This window comes from Microcystis sp., assembly GCF_048564745.1.
Classification (GTDB): domain Bacteria; phylum Cyanobacteriota; class Cyanobacteriia; order Cyanobacteriales; family Microcystaceae; genus Microcystis; species Microcystis ichthyoblabe_A.
On the sequence record NZ_JBLZRT010000037.1, the window covers coordinates 1 to 18,414 of the forward strand.

General features: G+C 41.3%; 18 protein-coding genes and 1 riboswitch. Of the genes, 14 read left to right on the forward strand and 4 right to left on the reverse strand.

Going from position 1 to position 18,414, the window contains the following annotated elements:
• Positions 1–266: 266 nt before the first annotated feature.
• Positions 267–401, forward strand: a riboswitch (guanidine-I (ykkC/yxkD leader).
• Between the two features lie 68 nt (positions 402–469).
• The 11 genes from ACOCD9_RS06400 (at position 470) to ACOCD9_RS06450 (ending at position 9,741) form a co-directional block, all read left to right on the forward strand.
• Positions 470–1,648, forward strand: coding sequence for an agmatinase family protein (locus ACOCD9_RS06400; protein WP_002791436.1), 1,179 nt, complete (start codon positions 470–472; stop codon positions 1,646–1,648).
• A 51-nt stretch (positions 1,649–1,699) separates the two neighbouring features.
• Positions 1,700–2,056 (forward strand): hypothetical protein, encoded by a 357-nt coding sequence (locus ACOCD9_RS06405; protein ID WP_002791437.1) that lies wholly within the window; start codon positions 1,700–1,702, stop codon positions 2,054–2,056.
• A gap of 15 nt (positions 2,057–2,071) precedes the next feature.
• Positions 2,072–2,428 (forward strand): hydrogenase maturation nickel metallochaperone HypA, encoded by a 357-nt coding sequence (hypA, locus tag ACOCD9_RS06410; RefSeq protein ID WP_002731704.1) that lies wholly within the window; start codon positions 2,072–2,074, stop codon positions 2,426–2,428.
• Positions 2,429–2,486: 58 nt separating this feature from the next.
• A complete protein-coding gene (hypB, locus tag ACOCD9_RS06415) occupies positions 2,487–3,176 on the forward strand; it encodes a hydrogenase nickel incorporation protein HypB (RefSeq protein WP_419546795.1) in 690 nt (229 codons plus the stop codon).
• Positions 3,177–3,239: 63 nt separating this feature from the next.
• Positions 3,240–4,280: an ABC transporter substrate-binding protein gene (locus ACOCD9_RS06420; protein WP_419546796.1), complete on the forward strand. Its 1,041-nt coding sequence runs from the start codon at positions 3,240–3,242 to the stop codon at positions 4,278–4,280.
• 115 nt (positions 4,281–4,395) lie between these two features.
• Positions 4,396–5,211 (forward strand): ABC transporter permease, encoded by an 816-nt coding sequence (locus tag ACOCD9_RS06425; protein WP_419546797.1) that lies wholly within the window; start codon positions 4,396–4,398, stop codon positions 5,209–5,211.
• Positions 5,212–5,281: 70 nt separating this feature from the next.
• A complete protein-coding gene (locus ACOCD9_RS06430; RefSeq protein ID WP_419546798.1) occupies positions 5,282–6,040 on the forward strand; it encodes an ABC transporter ATP-binding protein in 759 nt (252 codons plus the stop codon).
• A 511-nt stretch (positions 6,041–6,551) separates the two neighbouring features.
• Positions 6,552–7,514, forward strand: a complete 963-nt coding sequence (locus tag ACOCD9_RS06435; RefSeq protein WP_002777584.1) for an orange carotenoid-binding protein — start codon at positions 6,552–6,554, stop codon at positions 7,512–7,514.
• 166 nt (positions 7,515–7,680) lie between these two features.
• On the forward strand, positions 7,681–8,070 hold the full coding sequence (locus tag ACOCD9_RS06440; RefSeq protein ID WP_419546799.1) for a hypothetical protein: 390 nt from the start codon (positions 7,681–7,683) through the stop codon (positions 8,068–8,070).
• Between the two features lie 167 nt (positions 8,071–8,237).
• Positions 8,238–8,753, forward strand: coding sequence for an alpha/beta hydrolase (locus tag ACOCD9_RS06445; RefSeq protein WP_419546800.1), 516 nt, complete (start codon positions 8,238–8,240; stop codon positions 8,751–8,753).
• 73 nt (positions 8,754–8,826) lie between these two features.
• Positions 8,827–9,741 carry a DNA adenine methylase gene (locus ACOCD9_RS06450; protein WP_419546801.1) on the forward strand — a complete coding sequence of 305 codons (915 nt, stop codon included), beginning with the start codon at positions 8,827–8,829 and terminating at the stop codon, positions 9,739–9,741.
• Between the two features lie 100 nt (positions 9,742–9,841).
• On the opposite strand, the gene ACOCD9_RS06455 is transcribed toward ACOCD9_RS06450, so the two are convergent.
• From ACOCD9_RS06455 to acnB, 4 genes are all read right to left on the reverse strand, one after another.
• Positions 9,842–10,738 carry a polyphosphate kinase 2 family protein gene (locus ACOCD9_RS06455; RefSeq protein WP_149107115.1) on the reverse strand — a complete coding sequence of 299 codons (897 nt, stop codon included), beginning with the start codon at positions 10,736–10,738 and terminating at the stop codon, positions 9,842–9,844.
• Positions 10,739–11,071: 333 nt separating this feature from the next.
• Positions 11,072–11,785: a TOPRIM nucleotidyl transferase/hydrolase domain-containing protein gene (locus ACOCD9_RS06460; protein ID WP_004158799.1), complete on the reverse strand. Its 714-nt coding sequence runs from the start codon at positions 11,783–11,785 to the stop codon at positions 11,072–11,074.
• Positions 11,785–12,978: an AAA family ATPase gene (locus ACOCD9_RS06465; protein WP_419546802.1), complete on the reverse strand. Its 1,194-nt coding sequence runs from the start codon at positions 12,976–12,978 to the stop codon at positions 11,785–11,787. Before ACOCD9_RS06465 ends, ACOCD9_RS06460 begins: the two co-directional genes overlap by 1 nt.
• Positions 12,979–13,048: 70 nt before the next feature.
• Positions 13,049–15,658 (reverse strand): bifunctional aconitate hydratase 2/2-methylisocitrate dehydratase, encoded by a 2,610-nt coding sequence (gene acnB, locus ACOCD9_RS06470; RefSeq protein ID WP_419546803.1) that lies wholly within the window; start codon positions 15,656–15,658, stop codon positions 13,049–13,051.
• A 159-nt stretch (positions 15,659–15,817) separates the two neighbouring features.
• Between acnB and deoC the strand changes: the two genes are divergently transcribed.
• The 3 genes from deoC to hisG all read left to right on the forward strand — a co-directional run bounded on the left by deoC (position 15,818) and on the right by hisG (position 18,383).
• Positions 15,818–16,495 carry a deoxyribose-phosphate aldolase gene (deoC, locus tag ACOCD9_RS06475; RefSeq protein ID WP_419546804.1) on the forward strand — a complete coding sequence of 226 codons (678 nt, stop codon included), beginning with the start codon at positions 15,818–15,820 and terminating at the stop codon, positions 16,493–16,495.
• A 273-nt stretch (positions 16,496–16,768) separates the two neighbouring features.
• A complete protein-coding gene (locus ACOCD9_RS06480; protein WP_419546806.1) occupies positions 16,769–17,512 on the forward strand; it encodes an HAD family hydrolase in 744 nt (247 codons plus the stop codon).
• Positions 17,513–17,732: 220 nt separating this feature from the next.
• A complete protein-coding gene (gene hisG / locus ACOCD9_RS06485; RefSeq protein WP_287700619.1) occupies positions 17,733–18,383 on the forward strand; it encodes an ATP phosphoribosyltransferase in 651 nt (216 codons plus the stop codon).
• Positions 18,384–18,414: the final 31 nt, after the last annotated feature.

Sequence of the window (18,414 nt, forward strand, 5' to 3'; positions counted from 1 at the left end):
CGAAGGTTACATGATATCAGCCAGACTTGGAAACTATCTCATCAAATTAGTTCCCCCATAGAACCTCCTTGAGCCATCTTGCACACTTTTCTCTTTTTGTCAAATTTTATGTTAAGAAAGATGTGACTAATGGATAGCTTAATAAGGGGGGCATCTGAAAGTTTTTAATACCCACCTAATTATTCAGCAAACCCTATTTAAGCGGGAAAAATCCCTTTTATGTAGTCTGTGATACTGTTTTTGGGATTGAGATCGTCTAAGGTCAAAGAAATTGCTTCTAGGGTTCCGATTTAAACTTCTTTAAGTGTCAGGTCCGAGAGGAGCAAGCTAGTCTTAAATGATCGAATCAAAAATTTTTTCCGTCTAAGCTGGCTACACGGCGGGATAAAAGCCCGGGAGACTTTAAGGATAACTGTTTTGAGGCAGTGTCTTTGAAGACTCCCGGGTTATTGTATTTTGAGGTGAAATGATGTCCGAGGAATCTACTTTTCAACCCCCGCATTTAACCGAAGCTGAACAGGCCCTAGAAAAAGAACGCCATTTGCCCCTAACCGGTTGGCAACAGGAAGTTTCCCAGGGGTTAACCTACGGTTTAGAGGCGGCCGATAGTATTCGCGATCGCAGTATTCCCACCTTTTCCAGGGGTGAGTTACCCCACTATGCGGGAATTAACACCTTTATGAAGGCCCCCTATTTGGAAGATGTGCGGAATGTGGGCAATTATGACGTGGCAATCGTCGGTGTTCCCCATGATTCGGGGACAACTTACCGACCCGGAACTCGTTTTGGTCCCCAAGGAATTCGGCGGATTTCGGCCCTTTATACGCCCTACAATTTTGAATTAGGAGTAGATCTGCGCGAACAAATTACTCTCTGTGATCTGGGAGATATTTTCACCATTCCTGCTAATAATGAAAAGTCCTTCGATCAAATCTCGAAGGGGGTTGCCCATGTCTTTAGTTCCGGTGCCTTGCCGATTATTTTAGGGGGTGATCATTCCATTGGTTTTCCGACAGTGCGGGGTATTTGTCGGCATTTAGGGGATAAAAAAGTCGGTATTATTCACTTTGATCGCCATGTGGATACCCAGGAAACGGATTTAGATGAACGGATGCACACTTGCCCCTGGTTTCATGCCACCAATATGAAAAATGCTCCTGCTAAAAATCTCGTCCAATTAGGGATTGGTGGTTGGCAAGTTCCCCGTCAAGGTGTTAAAGTTTGCCGCGAGCGGGCCACTAATATTTTGACCGTCACCGACATTGTGGAACGAGGCATTGATGCCGCCGCCGAATTTGCCTTAGAACGAGCTTTAGATGGCACGGATTGCGTTTGGATTAGTTTCGATATTGATTGCATTGATGCCGGTTTTGTCCCCGGTACAGGTTGGCCGGAACCTGGCGGTTTATTACCCCGTGAAGCCTTAGCTTTATTGGGTAAAATTATCCAAAAAGCTCCCATTTGTGGTATGGAAGTGGTGGAAGTTTCCCCTCCCTACGATATTAGTGATATGACCTCTTTGATGGCTACCCGTGTTATTTGTGATGCCATGGCCCATCTGGTTATTTCAGGTCAATTACCCCGTAAAGAAAAGCCCTATTATATTCATTCTGATGCCAATATGGAGGTTGATGAACCTTGGATTTAAGGACAAAAGCAGCAATAATTAGAGAGGTAACACATTCGCGAAGAAACACCGATGGCCAAAGGATTTGGAATTCCTATTAACAAAAGGTTAGGTTACGTTTTAACTCTAGTATCTGATCCTAAAATTTATGCTGCTGCTGAAAATGCTTTGCCCTATCTTGATCAAGATGAATCAGATGAACCTTTTGCTGGTATTACTAATGACTTGTCAATGGCGCGTGTCTGGAAAAGTCGCAAACAAGCAGAAAAAAGTGTTCAGAATTATCTTGGATTTTTAATGGATTGGATGACTAATGAAAATTTAGACAGATTAACTATTTTAATTTGTTCTTTAAACGCTAACAACAAAGGAGAGTTAACGACCGAAATTGCCCAAAAAATGCAGCTAGAGAGAGTAGAAAAGGAGTAGCCACTTCAGCATATTATGCACGAAACTGATATGACCAAGGCGTTAATTATGACAGTTCGAGATTGGTATGATAGCCAACCTGAAAAGCTCAAAATTGAAAAAATTCATCTCATGGTTGGTGAATTTACCTGTGTCGAACCGGTCAGTTTACAATTTGCCTTTGAAGTTCAAACTGCTAATACTTTTCTTGCTGGTGTGGAATTAGCAATTAAAAATATTCCCCTAATTGCTTATTGTCATTGCTGCCAAAAGGATTATAAACCCCAAATTGGCCAGCAATATTCCTGCCCAACTTGTCGATCGCCGATGGAGGATATTCGTTCAGGTCGAGAGTTAAAAATTGACCACATTGAATATTCTTTAGATTCTTAAACAATGTTGAGCGATCAATTATAAAAGTTCGATGATCAATTATTCATTCTCAACTAAAATGCACCAAACTTTTGACGCAGCCCTAGAAATTAATCTACTTCATGCCAATCAAGCAGGAGCCGATCACAACCGGGAACATTTTGACGAGTGGGGCATTACCTGTTTAAACTTGATGAGTAGTCCTGGTGCCGGTAAAACTGTGTTATTGGAAAAAACCCTCGCAGCCTTAAAAGATCAATTAAAAATGGCTGTTATTGAAGGCGATATGACTACAGAACTAGATGCAGAGCGCCTGAGACAATATGGAGTTCCGGTAATTGCCATTAATACAGGTCGCTCCTGTCACTTAGATTCCAAAATGGTAGCTGGGGGAATTCATCGTTTCAAAGAAGATTATAACCCCAAAGAGTTTGATTTATTGTTGGTGGAAAATGTGGGAAATTTAGTTTGTCCCGCCGAATTTGAGGTAGGGGAACACGCTAAAGTTGCTCTATTAAGTATTACTGAAGGAGAAGATAAACCCCTTAAATATCCAATTATGTTTCAAGAAGCGGATTGTCTGATTATTACCAAATTAGATCTGGCTCCTTATTTAGAGATTGATTTACAACGTTTAGAAGCAAATGTTCGTTCTATGAATCCCGATGTAAAGATTATCGCTCTTTCTGCTCAAACAGGAGAAGGTTTAGAAGAGTGGTTAAATTGGCTAAAAAGCCAAGTCAATAGACCGAGTTTTTTGAATTGTTAATCAGTAACAGTTTTTGAGGTTTATTTCTGTTTTACTAGCTGTCATCTCTAAAGGCTATTACCTATGAAACGGCGCAATTTTTTCTCCTTACTTCTCGTTTTTTTTAGTAGCTTACTCCTGACCGTTAGTTGCAATCAAGCTCCTCAGCAAACCCCCAATGCAAGTAGTTCTCTGAGTAATACTGCCCCCATTGTCATCGGTTATAGTAACTGGGCCGGTTGGTGGCCTTGGGCGATCGCTGAAGAGGAGGGATTATTTGCTAAAAATGGCGCTAATGTTCAAATGAAATGGTTTGATGGTTATCTTGAATCCTTGCAAGCTTTAGCCGCCGGACAATTAGATGGAAATAGTCAAACTCTCAACGATACAATCGCTTTTGCAGGAGATGCAGTGAATGGTCAAGTTGCTGTTTTAGTCAATGATAATTCGTCAGGAAATGATAAAATTATTGTCACAGAAGAGATTAAAACGATTCAAGATTTAAAAGGCAAAAAAGTTGCTGTTGAAGAAGGCGTTGTGGATGACTTTCTCCTCAGTTTAGCCCTAGAAAAAGAAGGAATGAGCCGTAAAGATGTGCAAATTGTCCCCATGGAAACAGGGGCTGCTGCTGCCGCTTTTGCATCGGGAAAAGTAGATGCAGTTGGTGCTTTTCCACCTTTTTGGTCAACAGCCCTTAAACGAAAAGGTTCTAAAGAATTAATTAGTTCTAAAGCTTTTTCAGGTGCTATTCCTGATTTGTTAGTTGTCAGTGCCAAATTAATAAAAGAAAAACCAGAACAGGTTCAGGCTCTTGTCAAAACCTGGTTTGAGGTTCGAGAGTTTATGACTAAAAATCCCCAAAAAGCCGATGAGATTATGGCCAAGCGTGCGGGCATTAGCACAGAAGAATTGGCCTTATATAAAGAGGGAACGAAGTTTTTCACCTTAGAAGAAAACTTAGAAGCCTTTAGTCCGGGGAAAACCATGAAAAATATGCCCTTTGCCGCTCAAAAAATGGCTGATTTTATGAGGGAAGTTGGCTTTATTAAAAAAGTCCCCGATCTAACAACCATTTTAGATCCCCAATTTGTCAAGGCGTTGGCAAATCAAGACAAAAAAGCCTAATTAGCCCCTCGATCATTATCTACAAGATTGATTAGGGAGATAAGTTGACTTCAAGAAGTTTTTGATAACTGGGTGATATTGGCTATCAAAATTATTCTTTTCTTTGGTAAATCCCATGACCACAACACCTAAAACGCTTCCTCAAAGCACTTTTTGGCGGATTACCGAGGATATTCCCGAATCCCTAAAATGGACTTTAATGGTTTCTTCTATTATTTTCCCGCTTATTTTATGGTTACTAATCTCTAGTTTTGCAGGCATTGAATCCGTATTTTTGCCCTCTCCTTTAGCCGTTATCCAGGCCTTAGGAAAATTAGCAGAACAGGGCTTTTTAATTCAAGATACTATTACCAGTTTTTTACGAGTAGTTGGGGGCTTTTTTTTGGGAGGATTGTTTGCTATTCCCCTGGGGATTTTAATGGGAACTTTTCCGAGTATTCGTAGTTTAATGGAACCGATTATTGGCGTTGTCCGTTATATGCCCGCTCCTGCTTTTATTCCCCTATTGGTTATTTATTTTGGTATTGGAGAAACGTCAAAGATAATGCTGATTTTTATCGGGACAATTTTCTTTAATACTCTGATGATTATGGATGCAGTTAAGTTTATTCCCCGGGAATTAATCGAAGTAACTTATACCCTTGGCGGAAATCGAAAACAGGTTTTATTTAAAGTGATTACTCCCTATATTATTCCTAATATTATTGATACTTTTCGTGTTAATATGGCGGCGGCGTGGAATTTGGTAGTGGTAGCGGAATTGGTGGCGGCGGATAATGGATTAGGCAAACGCATTTTATTGGCTCAGAAATTTCTGAGAACCGATGAAATTTTTGCCTGTTTAATTGTTCTGGGAATTATTGGCTTTGCTCTAGATTTAAGTTTTCGTTTGTTTTTGCAGTGGACTTGTAAATGGTCAATTACTCGTTAACCTAAAAACTCAAGCACAGAGTTTATTATGTCACCAGTAAAGTTATTTTAATGATAAGAGAAGAACCTTAATGCACTTAGAAATTACTCAACTCAATAAAATTTTCACCACTAAACGAGGTGCTGTGGTCGCTCTGAAAGATATTAATTTACACGTTGACAGTGCTGAATTTGTCTGTGCAGTCGGGGCCTCTGGTTCGGGAAAATCGACTTTGTTGCGAATGATTGCGGGTTTAGAACTGCCCACTTCTGGCAAAATTACCGTTGATGGTGTTGAAGTGACAGGGCCAGGAGCCGATCGCGGCATGGTTTTTCAAAATTATACACTCTATCCCTGGATGACGATCCAAAAAAATGTTGAATTTGGCTTAAAACTACAGGGATTATCGACAAAAGAATGCTGGGAAGTGGCCTGTTATTATCTGGATATTGTCGGTTTAATCCAATTTGCTAATGCTTACCCCAGAGAACTATCGGGTGGGATGAAACAACGGGTTGCGATCGCCCGTTCTCTTGCTTGTCATCCCAAAGTTTTATTAATGGACGAACCCTTTGCAGCTTTAGATGTACAAACCAAAGAAAGAATGCACGAATATTTAATTGAAATTTGGCAAAAAATCAGGTGTAGTATTTTAATGATTACCCATGATGTGGATGAAGCGGTTTTTTTGGCTCAACGTATTTATGTTTTGAGTGCTAGGCCGGGGACTATACAACGGGAATTAACAATTAATTTACCCCTAGATCGTAATTATAAAATTAAACGACAAGCTCAGTTTTATGACTATACGGATCAAATTTACGGCCTGCTACGGGGTGAGAAATACTAGAAAAAACTAGGGAGCATCAAGAGTAGTCCCGGGTTGAAAACGAGTTAGAGCAGCAAAAATCATCCTTTAGAGATACTTTCGGTTATCTAGCATCGCCAAACAGCGATCGCTCGCTGCTGCCGCAAAACCTAGATAAGGTTTGCTGAATAAATCTAAAAACCTTGTTGGGTAAGACTTTTAGACTTTTTGTCAATCAAAAAGTGCCAGCCCTTGCAGTGATCGGGGGGGAAATTTAGGCACTTTTTCCCTGAAAATTAGGTATTGACCCCCTAAAAAACCCTACACCCCACACCCCACACCCCACACCCTGCCCCACGAAAAACTTTTTGCCGCCAACCCTAAATAAGTGATGGAACAGTTGTTCAACCATTAAGATTTTGTGATAATCCCGGGTAAGTGTGATCTAAAGTACAGCTTTTTTTGGGAAAGTTTCTCTAGTGGTGCTGCCTTGGGGCGCAAATATGATAGAATGGGGGTAAATTGATACAAAACTTTACTTCAAGGTGAATCTATGCCGTTTACGATCGAATCAGCGCGGAGCATTTTCCCCAACACGCTATCAGCGGATGTGGTTCCTGCCACGATTGCGCGTTTCAATCAGCTGAATACCGAAGATCAACTAGCCTTGATTTGGTTTGCCTACCTAGAAATGGGCAAAACCATCACCGTTGCCGCCCCCGGCGCTGCTAGTATGGTGTTTGCCGAAAAAACCATGAATGAAATTCGGCAGATGTCACCCTTGCAACAATCGCAGGTGATGTGCGACTTAGCCAACCATGCTGACACCCCGATTTGTCGTACCTACGGCACTTGGTCTGCTAATATCAAGCTGGGATTCTGGTATCAATTAGGACAATGGATGGAAGATGGCAGTGTTGCCCCAATTCCCAAGGGTTATGAACTATCTGCTAATGCCAGCGCCGTTTTAGACGGGATTAAAAAATTAGAGTCGGGACAACAAATCACCGTTCTGCGGAATTGTGTGGTGGATATGGGCTACGATCCCAAGAAACTGGGCGATTATAACCGTATTTCCGAACCCGTGGTTCCTCCCCAAAATATTGCCGAACGGACTAAAGTTAGCATTGAAGGCGTTACCAATGCCACCGTCCTCAACTATATGGACAACCTCAACGCGAATGACTTTGATGTATTAATTGAATTATTCACCCCTGACGGCGCTCTGCAACCACCTTTCCAACGTCCCGTCGTCGGTAAAGAGGCAGTATATCGCTTTTTCCGGGAAGAATGCCAAAATTTGAAATTAATCCCCGAACGCGGTGTAGTAGAACCCGCCGATGACGGTTTTACTCAGATTAAAGTGACGGGAAAAGTACAAACTCCTTGGTTTGGTGCAGGTGTGGGTATGAATATGGCATGGCGCTTCCTCCTAACTCCTGATAATAAAATTTTCTTCGTAGCGATCGATTTATTAGCTTCTCCGAAAGAATTATTAAACTTTGCCCGTGGCTAAATAGCTACTGAGAGAAATCATTAAAAATTCTGATGAAACTTATTAGAGTTCCTTGTCAAGTGAACTCTTTTTTTTATACAATTAAAAGGCTGACTTAAAAAAATTGGTAAATACACCGGTTTCTTCTCCGATCTAGGTAAGAATAACTAAACAATTATTCTTACAGATGTGGGCGAAAAAAGTCGAGGTAGTTCAAAAATTCAAAATTATCACCCCCAAAACTAAAATCATGCCTATGAGTGAAATAATTTGGTCAGATACCGAACAAGAAATTGCTCAAACTGCTTTCCAAAAAGCCTATCAGCGAGAAACTAGCACTTTAATAGAACATATTAAAGAACAGTCTGGTCAGATCACGGTTTTAGATGATATCTGGCAAATGCACGATTATCTAAGCGCCCGACGACATCAGATTGATGGTAAATATGACTATCGCTATACTTCCCTAATTTTTGTCTTTGCTCAACTATTAAAGGAAGGATGGTTGAAGCTAGAGGATCTCAACGGTTTGGAAAAAGATAAACTAGCGAAAATCGCTGCTCTCTCGCGAATGTAAATTAATGATTAGCATTAAGCTATCAGCTTTTTGCTTCTAGTTGGGTGACTAGAAAATTCATCTCTAGATAACCAACACCGTCTTCAGTTTTTCCTAAGCGGCAACCAATTCCGCTAGAATGAGTCAATCATCCCGATCGCTTTTCGCTTGTTTTGTACCTTTGGTTTATGTTCAAAAATCTTTTACTTCCCCTAGGAATATCTATCTTTCTCGGTGTTTGTCAGTCTTTGTCAGCCGCCGAATCAGCTATCATCAAATACCACATCTTCCAAGGGTCTGTATCGGTATCAGAATTAAAGCAATTGAGCGAAACAGGCGAATTAGCTCCCGCTTTAGCGTCACAATTAAAGATGGCTAACCAAAAACCCGAAGAATTCCGCAAAATCCTTAATCGTCGCGTAGCGGTGGATGCCATCTTTCTTTCCAAATTTCTTAATAGTTTTTTTGGCGAAAGTTTGCTAGACTATGCCGCCGAAATTGTCCACACCCCCAATCGGGCTGCTAGTCGGCAAGCTTTACGCGGTTCCTTAGTCACTTCTGCCCTCAACGATAACGAGATTCAAATCATCGAAGTCCTCGACAATTATCCCACCAGCGAGGTTCATGTGGATGGCAATCGTCTGCTGGATTTAATCAACCAAATTGAATCAGTATTGAAAAAAATGCCCCGTTTACCTTTCTGATACCAAATCCGCCTTTCAGGTTTTCATGAATTGCGCTGTAAATTGAATAAATTAGGATAATCTGCTAGGAATAATGACCACTTCTTTGTCTGAAAGGAAAACAGTTAGCGCCAAACCTTTTTTAAAGTGGGCGGGAGGCAAAACTCAACTGGTTCCTAATATTCTATCTTTGATTAATTCCCAGATTTCTCAAGATTGTCAGTTTAACTACATTGAACCTTTTGTCGGAGGTGGGGCAGTTTTATTCTCAGTCTTAAATAATTTTTCTCCTGTCCAAAAAGTTATTATTAATGACATTAATCCTGATTTAATCATGGCTTATAATGTTATTAAAAATAATGTCAAAGAATTAATAGTCAAACTTAAAAAAATCCAGCAGGATTTTTATGAACTTAAAAATCTAGAGGAACAACAAAAGTTTTTTTTAGATAAAAGAATAGAATTTAATTCTCGTGGCTGTGATGAAGATATAGAAAAAACAGTTTTGTTATTATTTCTCAATAAAACTTGTTTTAATGGACTTTATAGAGTCAATAGCAAAGGACTTTTTAATGTCCCTTTTGGAAAATATGTCAAACCATTGATCTGCAATGAAGAAAACTTATTAGCTGTCAATCATCATTTACAGAAAGTGACGATCCTACAAGGAGATTTTGTCCAAACTCTAAATTATGCCAATAACAAGACTTTATTTTATTTTGATCCTCCCTATAAACCGATTAAAAAAACATCAGCTTTTACCTCTTATACTAAAGAAGATTTTAACGATGAGGAGCAAATAAGATTAAAACAATTTATCGATCAAGTGGATCACGCCGGTTATAAATTTATTTTAAGTAATTCCGACGTTAAAAACTTTGACTCTGACAACAATTTTTTTGATGATTTATATAAAGATTATAATATTCAAAGGGTAAAAGCCCGACGAAATATTAATTCCCAGGGCAATAATAGGGGAGAAATCTGGGAATTACTGATCAATAATTGACAAAAATTAAGCCTAACAGAAAAGACGACATGAACAAAAATATTTCTTCAAGAGATCGATTTTCTGGCAATTATCGCTTTTTGGGGATTTTCTTCTATTTTTAATCCTGCTCATTTTCCAGGATTTCTTTGGCTTTCAGTAAAGCTTGGCGATGTTCTTCGGTGACGGTGGGATATCGTAAACCGAGGGATTCGAGGGTGTGATAAATAACCGCCCCCACAGCTAAACGGGTAAACCATTTGCGATCAGCCGGGATAATATACCAAGGGGCCCATTCGGTACTGGTATGATTGAATACCTCCTCGTAGGCTTTCATGTAATCACCCCAAAAAGCTCTTTCTTTGACATCATTTTCGGAAAACTTCCAGTTTTTTTCGGGGCGATCAATTCTTTCTAAAAAGCGTTTTTTCTGTTCCCCTTTAGAAACATTGAGAAAGAATTTCAGGACAATAACCCCATTGTTAACCAGATATTTTTCAAAATTATTAATCTCCTCAAAACGTCGCTGCCAAACTTTCTTGGTTCTATCTTCCGGGGGGAGTTTTTGCCGTTCCAATAAATTTTGATGGACGCGCACGACTAATAATTCTTCGTAGTAGGAACGATTAAAAATACCGATACGACCCCGCTCCGGTAAAGCTTTATAATATCGCCAGAGATAATCGTGATCTAGTTCTTCGGCCGAGGGAACTTTAAAGCTAAATACCTGACAGCCTTGGGGATTTAAACCCGACATAACGTGTCTGATCGTACCATCTTTACCCGCCGCATCCATGGCTTGTAGATTAATTAACAGGGCATAGGTATCCTGGGCATAGAGTTTATCTTGAAACTCGGCCATTTTTTCGATCCCCTGTTGCAGCAGCAGTGTGGCATCTTCTTTGGTAATGTAGTCTGGCTTAAACCCAGGATCGTAGTCTTTGTGCAGAGAAATTTCTTTACCCGGTGGCACGATTAAGGATTGTAAAAATGCTTGGCGATCAATTTTGCTGACCATGCTCTTCTCCTTGATTGTTTTGACCCTTAAGATTACATTGTAGCACTTTTGCTCGGAAAATATCTAACCCTTGAACCAGCAAGCCAGGGATGAACTGGCAAAAGTATATTTAAATAGCTGTCAGTCCCTAAGCAAAATTAATTACACATCTAAGCTGTCAACCGTCTATCAGTTATCAGTTATCAGTTATCGGTAGGAAAATAGAATATTAAGTGAGCAGTATTACAGCAGTTATCTTAATGGTGAGGTGCGAAGTTTTCGTTTTGGGGAGTAGGTGGTCGATGTCAAAGTAGGTTACACTTTATCTTGATGAGAAACGCTGTAGATGTATTTTTACTGTAAAAAAAGGTTAATTGCATCAATAAGCTGCTTGAGTTGTTTAATCTTTTCAACTAGATGCAAATATATAAACTCATAATTTAGGAGACTAGCTATTTCTTCCACAGTCGTTTCGCTTTTATCATAGCTTCGTTGTATTAATTGATAAATACTGTCCAGCACTTGACTAGGATGTGGTATTTGTTCTACATCTAGGGCATTTAGATCGAAACCTAAATTGTCTAGAATAAACTTAGATGTTAAACAACTATCTATTTTAGTCAGAAAACTGTATTCACCTAAAAACCAAGCTTCGATTTCCATAATCACTAAAATCATCGAAATGGGAATTCCCTTGTTCTGAAGTAAAGGTTTTAAAAATCCTTTAATGCCATTTTCTACCTTAGTTCTATTTTCTAGAGTTTCGGGATATAAATCTCGTAAACCTAAAATTTTTTCATAACCATTATTAGTTAAACTATCATGTTGTTTTTTTATATCGGAAAGTACATGAAAATCACATCCGCAATCGTACAAAAGAATAAAGAAAGGAGCAACTTCGATAGAATTTGATTTTAGCGGTTCAATTTTGCGATTAGCTTTATCCCCGCGCACTTGATAAACTTCCACAGAAACTTTTTTGTATCCTGCAATTTCTTGAAGTAACCTGGTTATCAATATTCTTTCGGTCTGTCCTTCCACAAAAATCGCTAGTTTTTTCTTTGACATCAATCTATCACTTCCTCTGAATTAGGTTCCTGCAAGTAAAATTCACTAGCAAAAAAATCAAAGTTATTCAGTCCAATATGTTTAAACTGTTCAAATTGTTCGGGAGAATTAGAGTAATTATGTAATTTAGCGACTCCGGGTTGTCGTTCGATAACAGACCAATATTCAAGAGGAACACCATTCATGATATTCTCATCGTTAGTGGTCATGATAAGTTGCACTAAGCCTGTTTTCGCCTTCTCAATTAAAAGTTTAATTATAGCTGAAGATCGTTGAAAATCCAAACCCTCCCCGATATCATCAATAATAATACAACTAGGCTGATCTGACAAAATAGCGTAATTAATCTGAATAAATAATGATAAAGCTCTGAACATTCCTTGAGATATTTCCGATTGTTCCGTGACAGACTTTAACCCATCTTCTTGCACATACAAAAACTTTGGTAAATTGTCTGAATCCTCGTCTGAATTTTCAAGAGGCGAAATATTAGACTTGAAAAAACTCGGTACTTTAGTTTCTATCTTTGTAATTTGATAACCGATTCTATTCATATCGTCAATAATTCTTTGAGTGAATTCACTATGTTCTCGTTTTCCCAGCACAAATATTTCAACAACATAATCAGAATCTTTAGTATCTGTTTTAGCTTTTAATAATTCTGTTGTTGGCGGCAATTTAGCTAGGGTATATTTTCCCAGTTGTGTTCCAAATTCATAGAATCTTAGAGAGCTAGACCATTTATAAATATCTTCCAAGAAAGGGTGTTGGATAGTATCTCGACGCTTAACTACTGCTAATTCTGTTTTAGGTGTTTGAAAGCGCATATACTGATTAAGTTCTTGGGCAAAAATTCTACATTCTGCCGACTCATTTCTTTCTAAAAGTTGCTTGCTACCAATAATTAGCTTTTCTTGGAGAACTTCTCCATTTTCTGATTCTAGAAAATATTCTGTTTTACAATTTGTGGTGCAATCAAAAAATAAATGCCATGTATCCTTTCTAAAAGATGGATCAAATTTTTCACTTCCAGATAATAGTTCTGATAGCTTATATATACTTTTGACAATTCTTGATTTTCCACTGGCATTTTTACCAACGATTAAATTAATATTGCCTAACTGACATCCATCAATTCGCCATTCATTAGGTTCGCCTCGATTAGAAATATATTCAAATTGGTCTAATTTCATGATTTTAATCTCCTTGGTCGCAAAAATCGTCAGTAAGGTGAGCTTTTCATAGCTCACCCTAAACTTCATACTAACTCAAAACACCGGAAGGAATCCCTAAAATATCCTCAATCTTAGGTAAATCTTCTAGGGGAATTACCCGGCCTTCATCCTCAAAACCAGCGATTTCATTAAAGTTCAAATAGCGGTATAAATCGCCAGCAAAAGGATTAATTTTCTCGGTGACAATTGCCAGGTATTCCTCAACGGTGGGAATGCGTCCTAGCAGCGCACAAACCGCTGCTAATTCGGCGGAACCGAGATAGACTCGCGCATCTTTTCCCATGCGATTATTGAAGTTACGAGTCGAGGTAGAAAATACCGTCGCTCTGTCTTCAACCCGCGCTTGATTACCCATACAAAGGGAACATCCAGGCATCTCGGTACGCGCCCCAGAAGCGGCAAAAATGCCGTACATTCCCTCATCGCGCAATTGTTTTTCATCCATGCGGGTGGGGGGACAAATCCACAGTTTAGCCTTAGCAACTCCTGCTCCTTCTAATATCTTAGCGGCGGCGCGATAATGACCGATATTAGTCATACAAGAACCGATGAACACCTCATCGATTTTATCCCCGGCGCATTCCGACATTAACTTGATATTATCGGGGTCATTGGGTGCGGCGACAATGGGTTCTTTAATCTCGCTTAAATTGACGGTGATAATATCCGCATATTCGGCATCCTTATCCGCCTCCATCAGGACGGGATTAGCTAACCATTGTTCCATTTTTGCTACCCGACGTAGGATAGTTTTGGCATCACTATAACCCCGGGCTGCCATATTTTTTAACAGGGCCACATTAGAGCGTAAATATTCCGCCACTGTCTCGGTACTTAACTTAATCGTACAACCGGCACAGGAACGTTCCGCCGTGGCATCGGTTAACTCAAAAGCCTGTTCTAATTTCAAATCCGGCAGCCCTTCCATCTCCATAATGCGACCGTTAAAAACATTTTTTTTGTTCTGTTTTTCCACGGTTAATTTGCCTTCTTGCATGGCGACGTAGGGAATAGCATTAACAATATCGCGCAGAGTTACACCGGGTTGTAATTCCCCCGTAAAACGCACTAAAACCGATTCCGGCATATCCAAAGGCATTACTCCCAAAGCGGCGGCAAATGCCACTAAACCCGACCCCGCAGGAAAGGAAATTCCCAGGGGAAAACGAGTATGAGAATCGCCTCCAGTCCCCACCGTATCCGGCAATAACATCCGATTTAACCAGGAGTGAATAATGCCATCTCCCGGACGTAAAGCCACCCCACCCCGGGTAGAGAAAAAGTCCGGTAATTGGTGATGAGTTTGAATATCAACCGGTTTGGGATAGGCTGCCGTGTGACAGAAACTCTGCATGACTAAATCGGCACTGAAACCTAAACAGGCTAACTCTTTTAACTCGTCCCTGGTCATCGGGCCGGTGGTATCCTGAGACCCTACCGTAGTCATAATTGGGTCACAGGAAGTACCCGGCCGCACCCCGGGTAAACCGCAAGCTTTGCCGACCATTTTTTGCGCTAGGGTGTAACCTTTACCGGTGTCATTAGGCATAGTGGGACGGGTAAATAGGGTACTAGCCTCAAGTCCCAAGGCGTGACGGGTTTTATCGGTGAGACTGCGACCGATTAATAGGGGAATACGACCGCCGGCCCGCACTTCATCCAGAATTGTCTCAGGTTTGAGGCTAAAGGTGCTAATAGTTGCGCCCGCTTCGTTGGTGATTTTGCCTTCGTAGGGATAAATTTTAATGACATCCCCCGTGTTCATTTGGCTAACATCGCATTCAATCGGTAAAGCGCCGGAATCCTCGGCAGTATTAAAGAAGATAGGGGCGATTTTACTGCCTAAAATATAGCCACCAGCACGTTTATTAGGCACAAAGGGAATATCATCGCCGATATGCCAGAGAACCGAGTTAATCGCCGATTTTCGGCTGGAACCAGTCCCAACCACATCCCCCACATAGGCGACCGGATGGCCTAATTTTTTCAATTCGGCAATGGTTTCTAAGGACCCGGGTTGACGGGTTTCTAACATTACCAAAGCATGAAGGGGAATATCGGGCCGGGTGGTGGCATGGGGGGCAGGAGATAGGTCATCTGTATTGGTTTCTCCGGGGACTTTGAAAACGGTGACGGTAATTTCTTTAGCAAGTTTCGGTTTAGCGATAAACCAAGCGCCATTGGCCCAAGCATCGATAACCTGTTTAGCATAGGGATTGGTGTCGGATAATTCCAAAACCTCGTTAAATGCGTCGAATACCAGCAGGGTTTTACTTAAAGCACTGGCAGCGGCAGCGGCGATATTAATATCTCTGGATTTCAGCAGTTCAATCAGAGAATGAACGTTATAACCGCCGACCATGGTTCCCAGTAAGCTAACCGCACCCTGAGCGGAGATAACGCTAGATTTTATTTCACCTTTGGCAATTCCTGTTAAAAATCCTGCTTTAACGTAGGCCGCTTCATCAACTCCGGGGGGAACACGGTCACGCAGCAGGGTCAGCAATTCTCCTTTGAGTTCTTCGGACGGATTTTTGAGTATTTCGCATAATTCCGCCGTTTGTTGAGCATTGAGGGGAAGGGGAGGGATACCTAATTTCGCTCGGTCGGCAACGTGCTGATGATACGCTTCTAACATAGGTCTATTGTCTCCTAGTCTTCACTTGTGACGGTTTCTTCCTAGGTTACTGGATTTTTGCTAGTCTCGGAATTTCTAGGTTAGCGAGAGATGACTTTGCTGTGTGACTTCCATAAAATGAGAAAATAGCGATCGATTGACTATATTGAGGCGTAGATAATGGCTATCACCGATTCTGATCTAGATTTAGCACAATATATCGACCATTCTCTCCTCATCCCCACCGCCACCAGTGAACAATTAGAGGCTTACTGTCAACAGGCTGATCAATATCATTTTCCCACCGTCTGCGTTTATCCCGCCGCCGTTAAGCAAGCTGTGCAGTTACTCCACGGCAAAAAAACTTTAGTTTCTACCGTGATTGGTTTTCCCGCAGGGGCCACTACCTCCGCAGTTAAACGTTATGAGGCTTTAGAAGCCGTAGATAATGGCGCTAAGGAGTTAGATGTGGTTATTAATCTCGGTTGGCTAAAAGATGGGAAATCTGAGCAATTATTCCAAGAAATTGCTAGTATTTGTCAGGAAACCGGCCAGACGGTAAAAGCGATTCTGGAAACCTCGCAACTGACGGACACCGAGAAACGTTTAGCGGCAGAAATTTGCATGGATGCAGGAGTGAGTTATCTAAAAACCAGTACCGGCTGGTTTGGAGGTGCAACGGTTAGCGATGTCAAGTTTCTCAAGGAAATTAGCAAAGGCCGGGTAGGAATTAAAGCATCCGGCGGAATTCGCACCCTAGAACAAGCGCTCGCTCTTATCCAGGCCGGGGCCACCCGTCTGGGAACTTCCCGCGGTGTCGATTTAGTCCGTCAGCAAAAAGCCGCTTTTGAGGACTAATACTAAATCCTGTTTAAAAGGTATAGGAAAGTGGGGTGTGGGGTGTGGGGTAGTGGGGTAGTGGGGTGTGGGGTGTGGGGTGTGGGCTTCGGCCGTGAGCTCAGCGTTCGACTGAGCTCACGCCGAAGTCCGAACGGGTGTAGGGTGTGGGGTGTGGGGAGAACAAAGCTGCCTTTTGCCTTTTGCCTTTTGCCTTTTGCCTTTTGCCTTTTGCCTTTTGCCTCCTGAGAGCTAAAATGATGACTGACATTCAATAAAAATAAGGGGGTTTATTTGCCGATAATTCGCTGTGGTAATCGAGAATTTAGAGATATTCAAGGGATTGTTTTTGATAAGGACGGTACGCTAGAGGATTCGCGGGCTTTCTGGTACGATCGAGCTATAGCCCGGATACAAGCCATTGAATCACAAATCCCTGGTTTAGAGTCTTTATTAACTAAAACTTTCGGTATTGGGGCAAATAGTCTCAATCCTGCCGGTTTAATGGCAGTGGGCAGCCGCAGAGATAATCATATCGCCGCTGCCGGTTGTATTGCTTCCACCGGTCGGGATTGGTTAACGGCCATGGCGATCGCAAAAGCAGCCTTCCAAGCGGCCGATGAAAAGGTTCCCCCCCGCTTCAATCCCCTCTGTCCCCAATGTTTAGAAGTAATTCGTTATCTGCACGCGGCCGGTTTACAATTAGCGATTCTTTCCTCCGATACCACAGCACGAGTTGAGCAATTTGTCAAGGAAAATCACCTATTAAATTATATTAAAATTGTTCGGGGATGCGATCGAGGTTTAAGTAAACCCGATCCCCTATTATTGCAAGAAACCTGTCAAGCTTTGGGGACCCCAGTGGACAAAACCCTGATGATAGGGGATACTAGGGCCGATTGGGAAATGGCTAAACAGGCAAAATCAGCAGCTGCAATCGCAATTAGTTGGCAACCAGAAAACCATCAAGATTTACAATTAGCTGATGTGGTCATTAGAGAACTTACTGCCATCTCGGTTATCAGTTATCAGTTATGATTTTAGCTGTTAGGAGACAGGATTCAGGATTCAGGATTCAGGATTCAGGAGTCAGGAGATTATTTTTTATTTATTCTCCCCACACCCCACACCCTACACCCTACACCCCACACCCTACACCCGTTCGGACTTCGGCGTGAGCTCAGTCGAACGCTGAGCTCACGGCCGAAGCCCACACCCCACACCCCACTCCCCCACTTCCCAATTCATAATTCCCTCTATGCTAACAATTGCCTTACCGAAGGGTGCTTTACTAAACGAAAGTATCCAAATATTTCAAAAGATTGGCTTAGATTTTAGTGCCTTTCTTGACTCAAAAAATCGCCAATTACAGATTACCGACCCCACTAACCAAGCGAAAGCGTTATTAGTCAGAGCCACAGATGTACCAGTTTATGTAGAATACGGTCAGGCACAATTAGGCATCGCCGGTTATGATATTTTATTGGAAAAATCTCCCGATGTGGCTAATTTAATTGACCTAAAATTTGGTTATTGTCGGATGTCGGTAGCTGTCCCTGCTGATAGTCCCTATCAAAGTCCCTTAGATATTCCCCATCACGGTAAAGTTGCCTCAAAATTTGTCAATTGTGCTAAGGACTATTTTCGTCGTTTAGATATTCCCGTCGAGATTATACCTCTCTATGGTTCCGTAGAATTAGGCCCGATTACGGGGATGTCAGAAGCAATAGTTGACCTAGTTTCCACCGGTCGAACTTTACGCGAAAATGGTTTAGTAGAAATTGACGAATTATTTGCTAGTAGCGCTCGATTAATCGCCCATCCCCTCAGCTATCGACTAAATCGCGATCAGATTTATAACTGGGTAGAAAAGCTCAGAAAACCAACTACATCAATGGCAAAAGTTTAACGAATCAGCGCCCCCCTTATTAAGGGGGGAT

Excerpts from the sequence above, each read along its gene's own strand:
- deoC (WP_419546804.1), top strand. The coding sequence starts at position 15,818 with ATGGCTATCACCGATTCTGATCTAGATTTAGCACAATATATCGACCAT.
- ACOCD9_RS06455 (WP_149107115.1), bottom strand. The coding sequence starts at position 10,738 with ATGGTCAGCAAAATTGATCGCCAAGCATTTTTACAATCCTTAATCGTG.
- hypA (WP_002731704.1), top strand. The coding sequence starts at position 2,072 with ATGCACGAAACTGATATGACCAAGGCGTTAATTATGACAGTTCGAGAT.
- ACOCD9_RS06435 (WP_002777584.1), top strand. The coding sequence starts at position 6,552 with ATGCCGTTTACGATCGAATCAGCGCGGAGCATTTTCCCCAACACGCTA.
- hisG (WP_287700619.1), top strand. The coding sequence starts at position 17,733 with ATGCTAACAATTGCCTTACCGAAGGGTGCTTTACTAAACGAAAGTATC.
- ACOCD9_RS06445 (WP_419546800.1), top strand. The coding sequence starts at position 8,238 with ATGTTCAAAAATCTTTTACTTCCCCTAGGAATATCTATCTTTCTCGGT.
- ACOCD9_RS06430 (WP_419546798.1), top strand. The coding sequence starts at position 5,282 with ATGCACTTAGAAATTACTCAACTCAATAAAATTTTCACCACTAAACGA.
- ACOCD9_RS06450 (WP_419546801.1), top strand. The coding sequence starts at position 8,827 with ATGACCACTTCTTTGTCTGAAAGGAAAACAGTTAGCGCCAAACCTTTT.
- ACOCD9_RS06440 (WP_419546799.1), top strand. The coding sequence starts at position 7,681 with ATGTGGGCGAAAAAAGTCGAGGTAGTTCAAAAATTCAAAATTATCACC.
- ACOCD9_RS06460 (WP_004158799.1), bottom strand. The coding sequence starts at position 11,785 with ATGTCAAAGAAAAAACTAGCGATTTTTGTGGAAGGACAGACCGAAAGA.
- ACOCD9_RS06465 (WP_419546802.1), bottom strand. The coding sequence starts at position 12,978 with ATGAAATTAGACCAATTTGAATATATTTCTAATCGAGGCGAACCTAAT.
- ACOCD9_RS06405 (WP_002791437.1), top strand. The coding sequence starts at position 1,700 with ATGGCCAAAGGATTTGGAATTCCTATTAACAAAAGGTTAGGTTACGTT.
- hypB (WP_419546795.1), top strand. The coding sequence starts at position 2,487 with ATGCACCAAACTTTTGACGCAGCCCTAGAAATTAATCTACTTCATGCC.
- ACOCD9_RS06425 (WP_419546797.1), top strand. The coding sequence starts at position 4,396 with ATGACCACAACACCTAAAACGCTTCCTCAAAGCACTTTTTGGCGGATT.
- ACOCD9_RS06420 (WP_419546796.1), top strand. The coding sequence starts at position 3,240 with ATGAAACGGCGCAATTTTTTCTCCTTACTTCTCGTTTTTTTTAGTAGC.
- acnB (WP_419546803.1), bottom strand. The coding sequence starts at position 15,658 with ATGTTAGAAGCGTATCATCAGCACGTTGCCGACCGAGCGAAATTAGGT.
- ACOCD9_RS06400 (WP_002791436.1), top strand. The coding sequence starts at position 470 with ATGTCCGAGGAATCTACTTTTCAACCCCCGCATTTAACCGAAGCTGAA.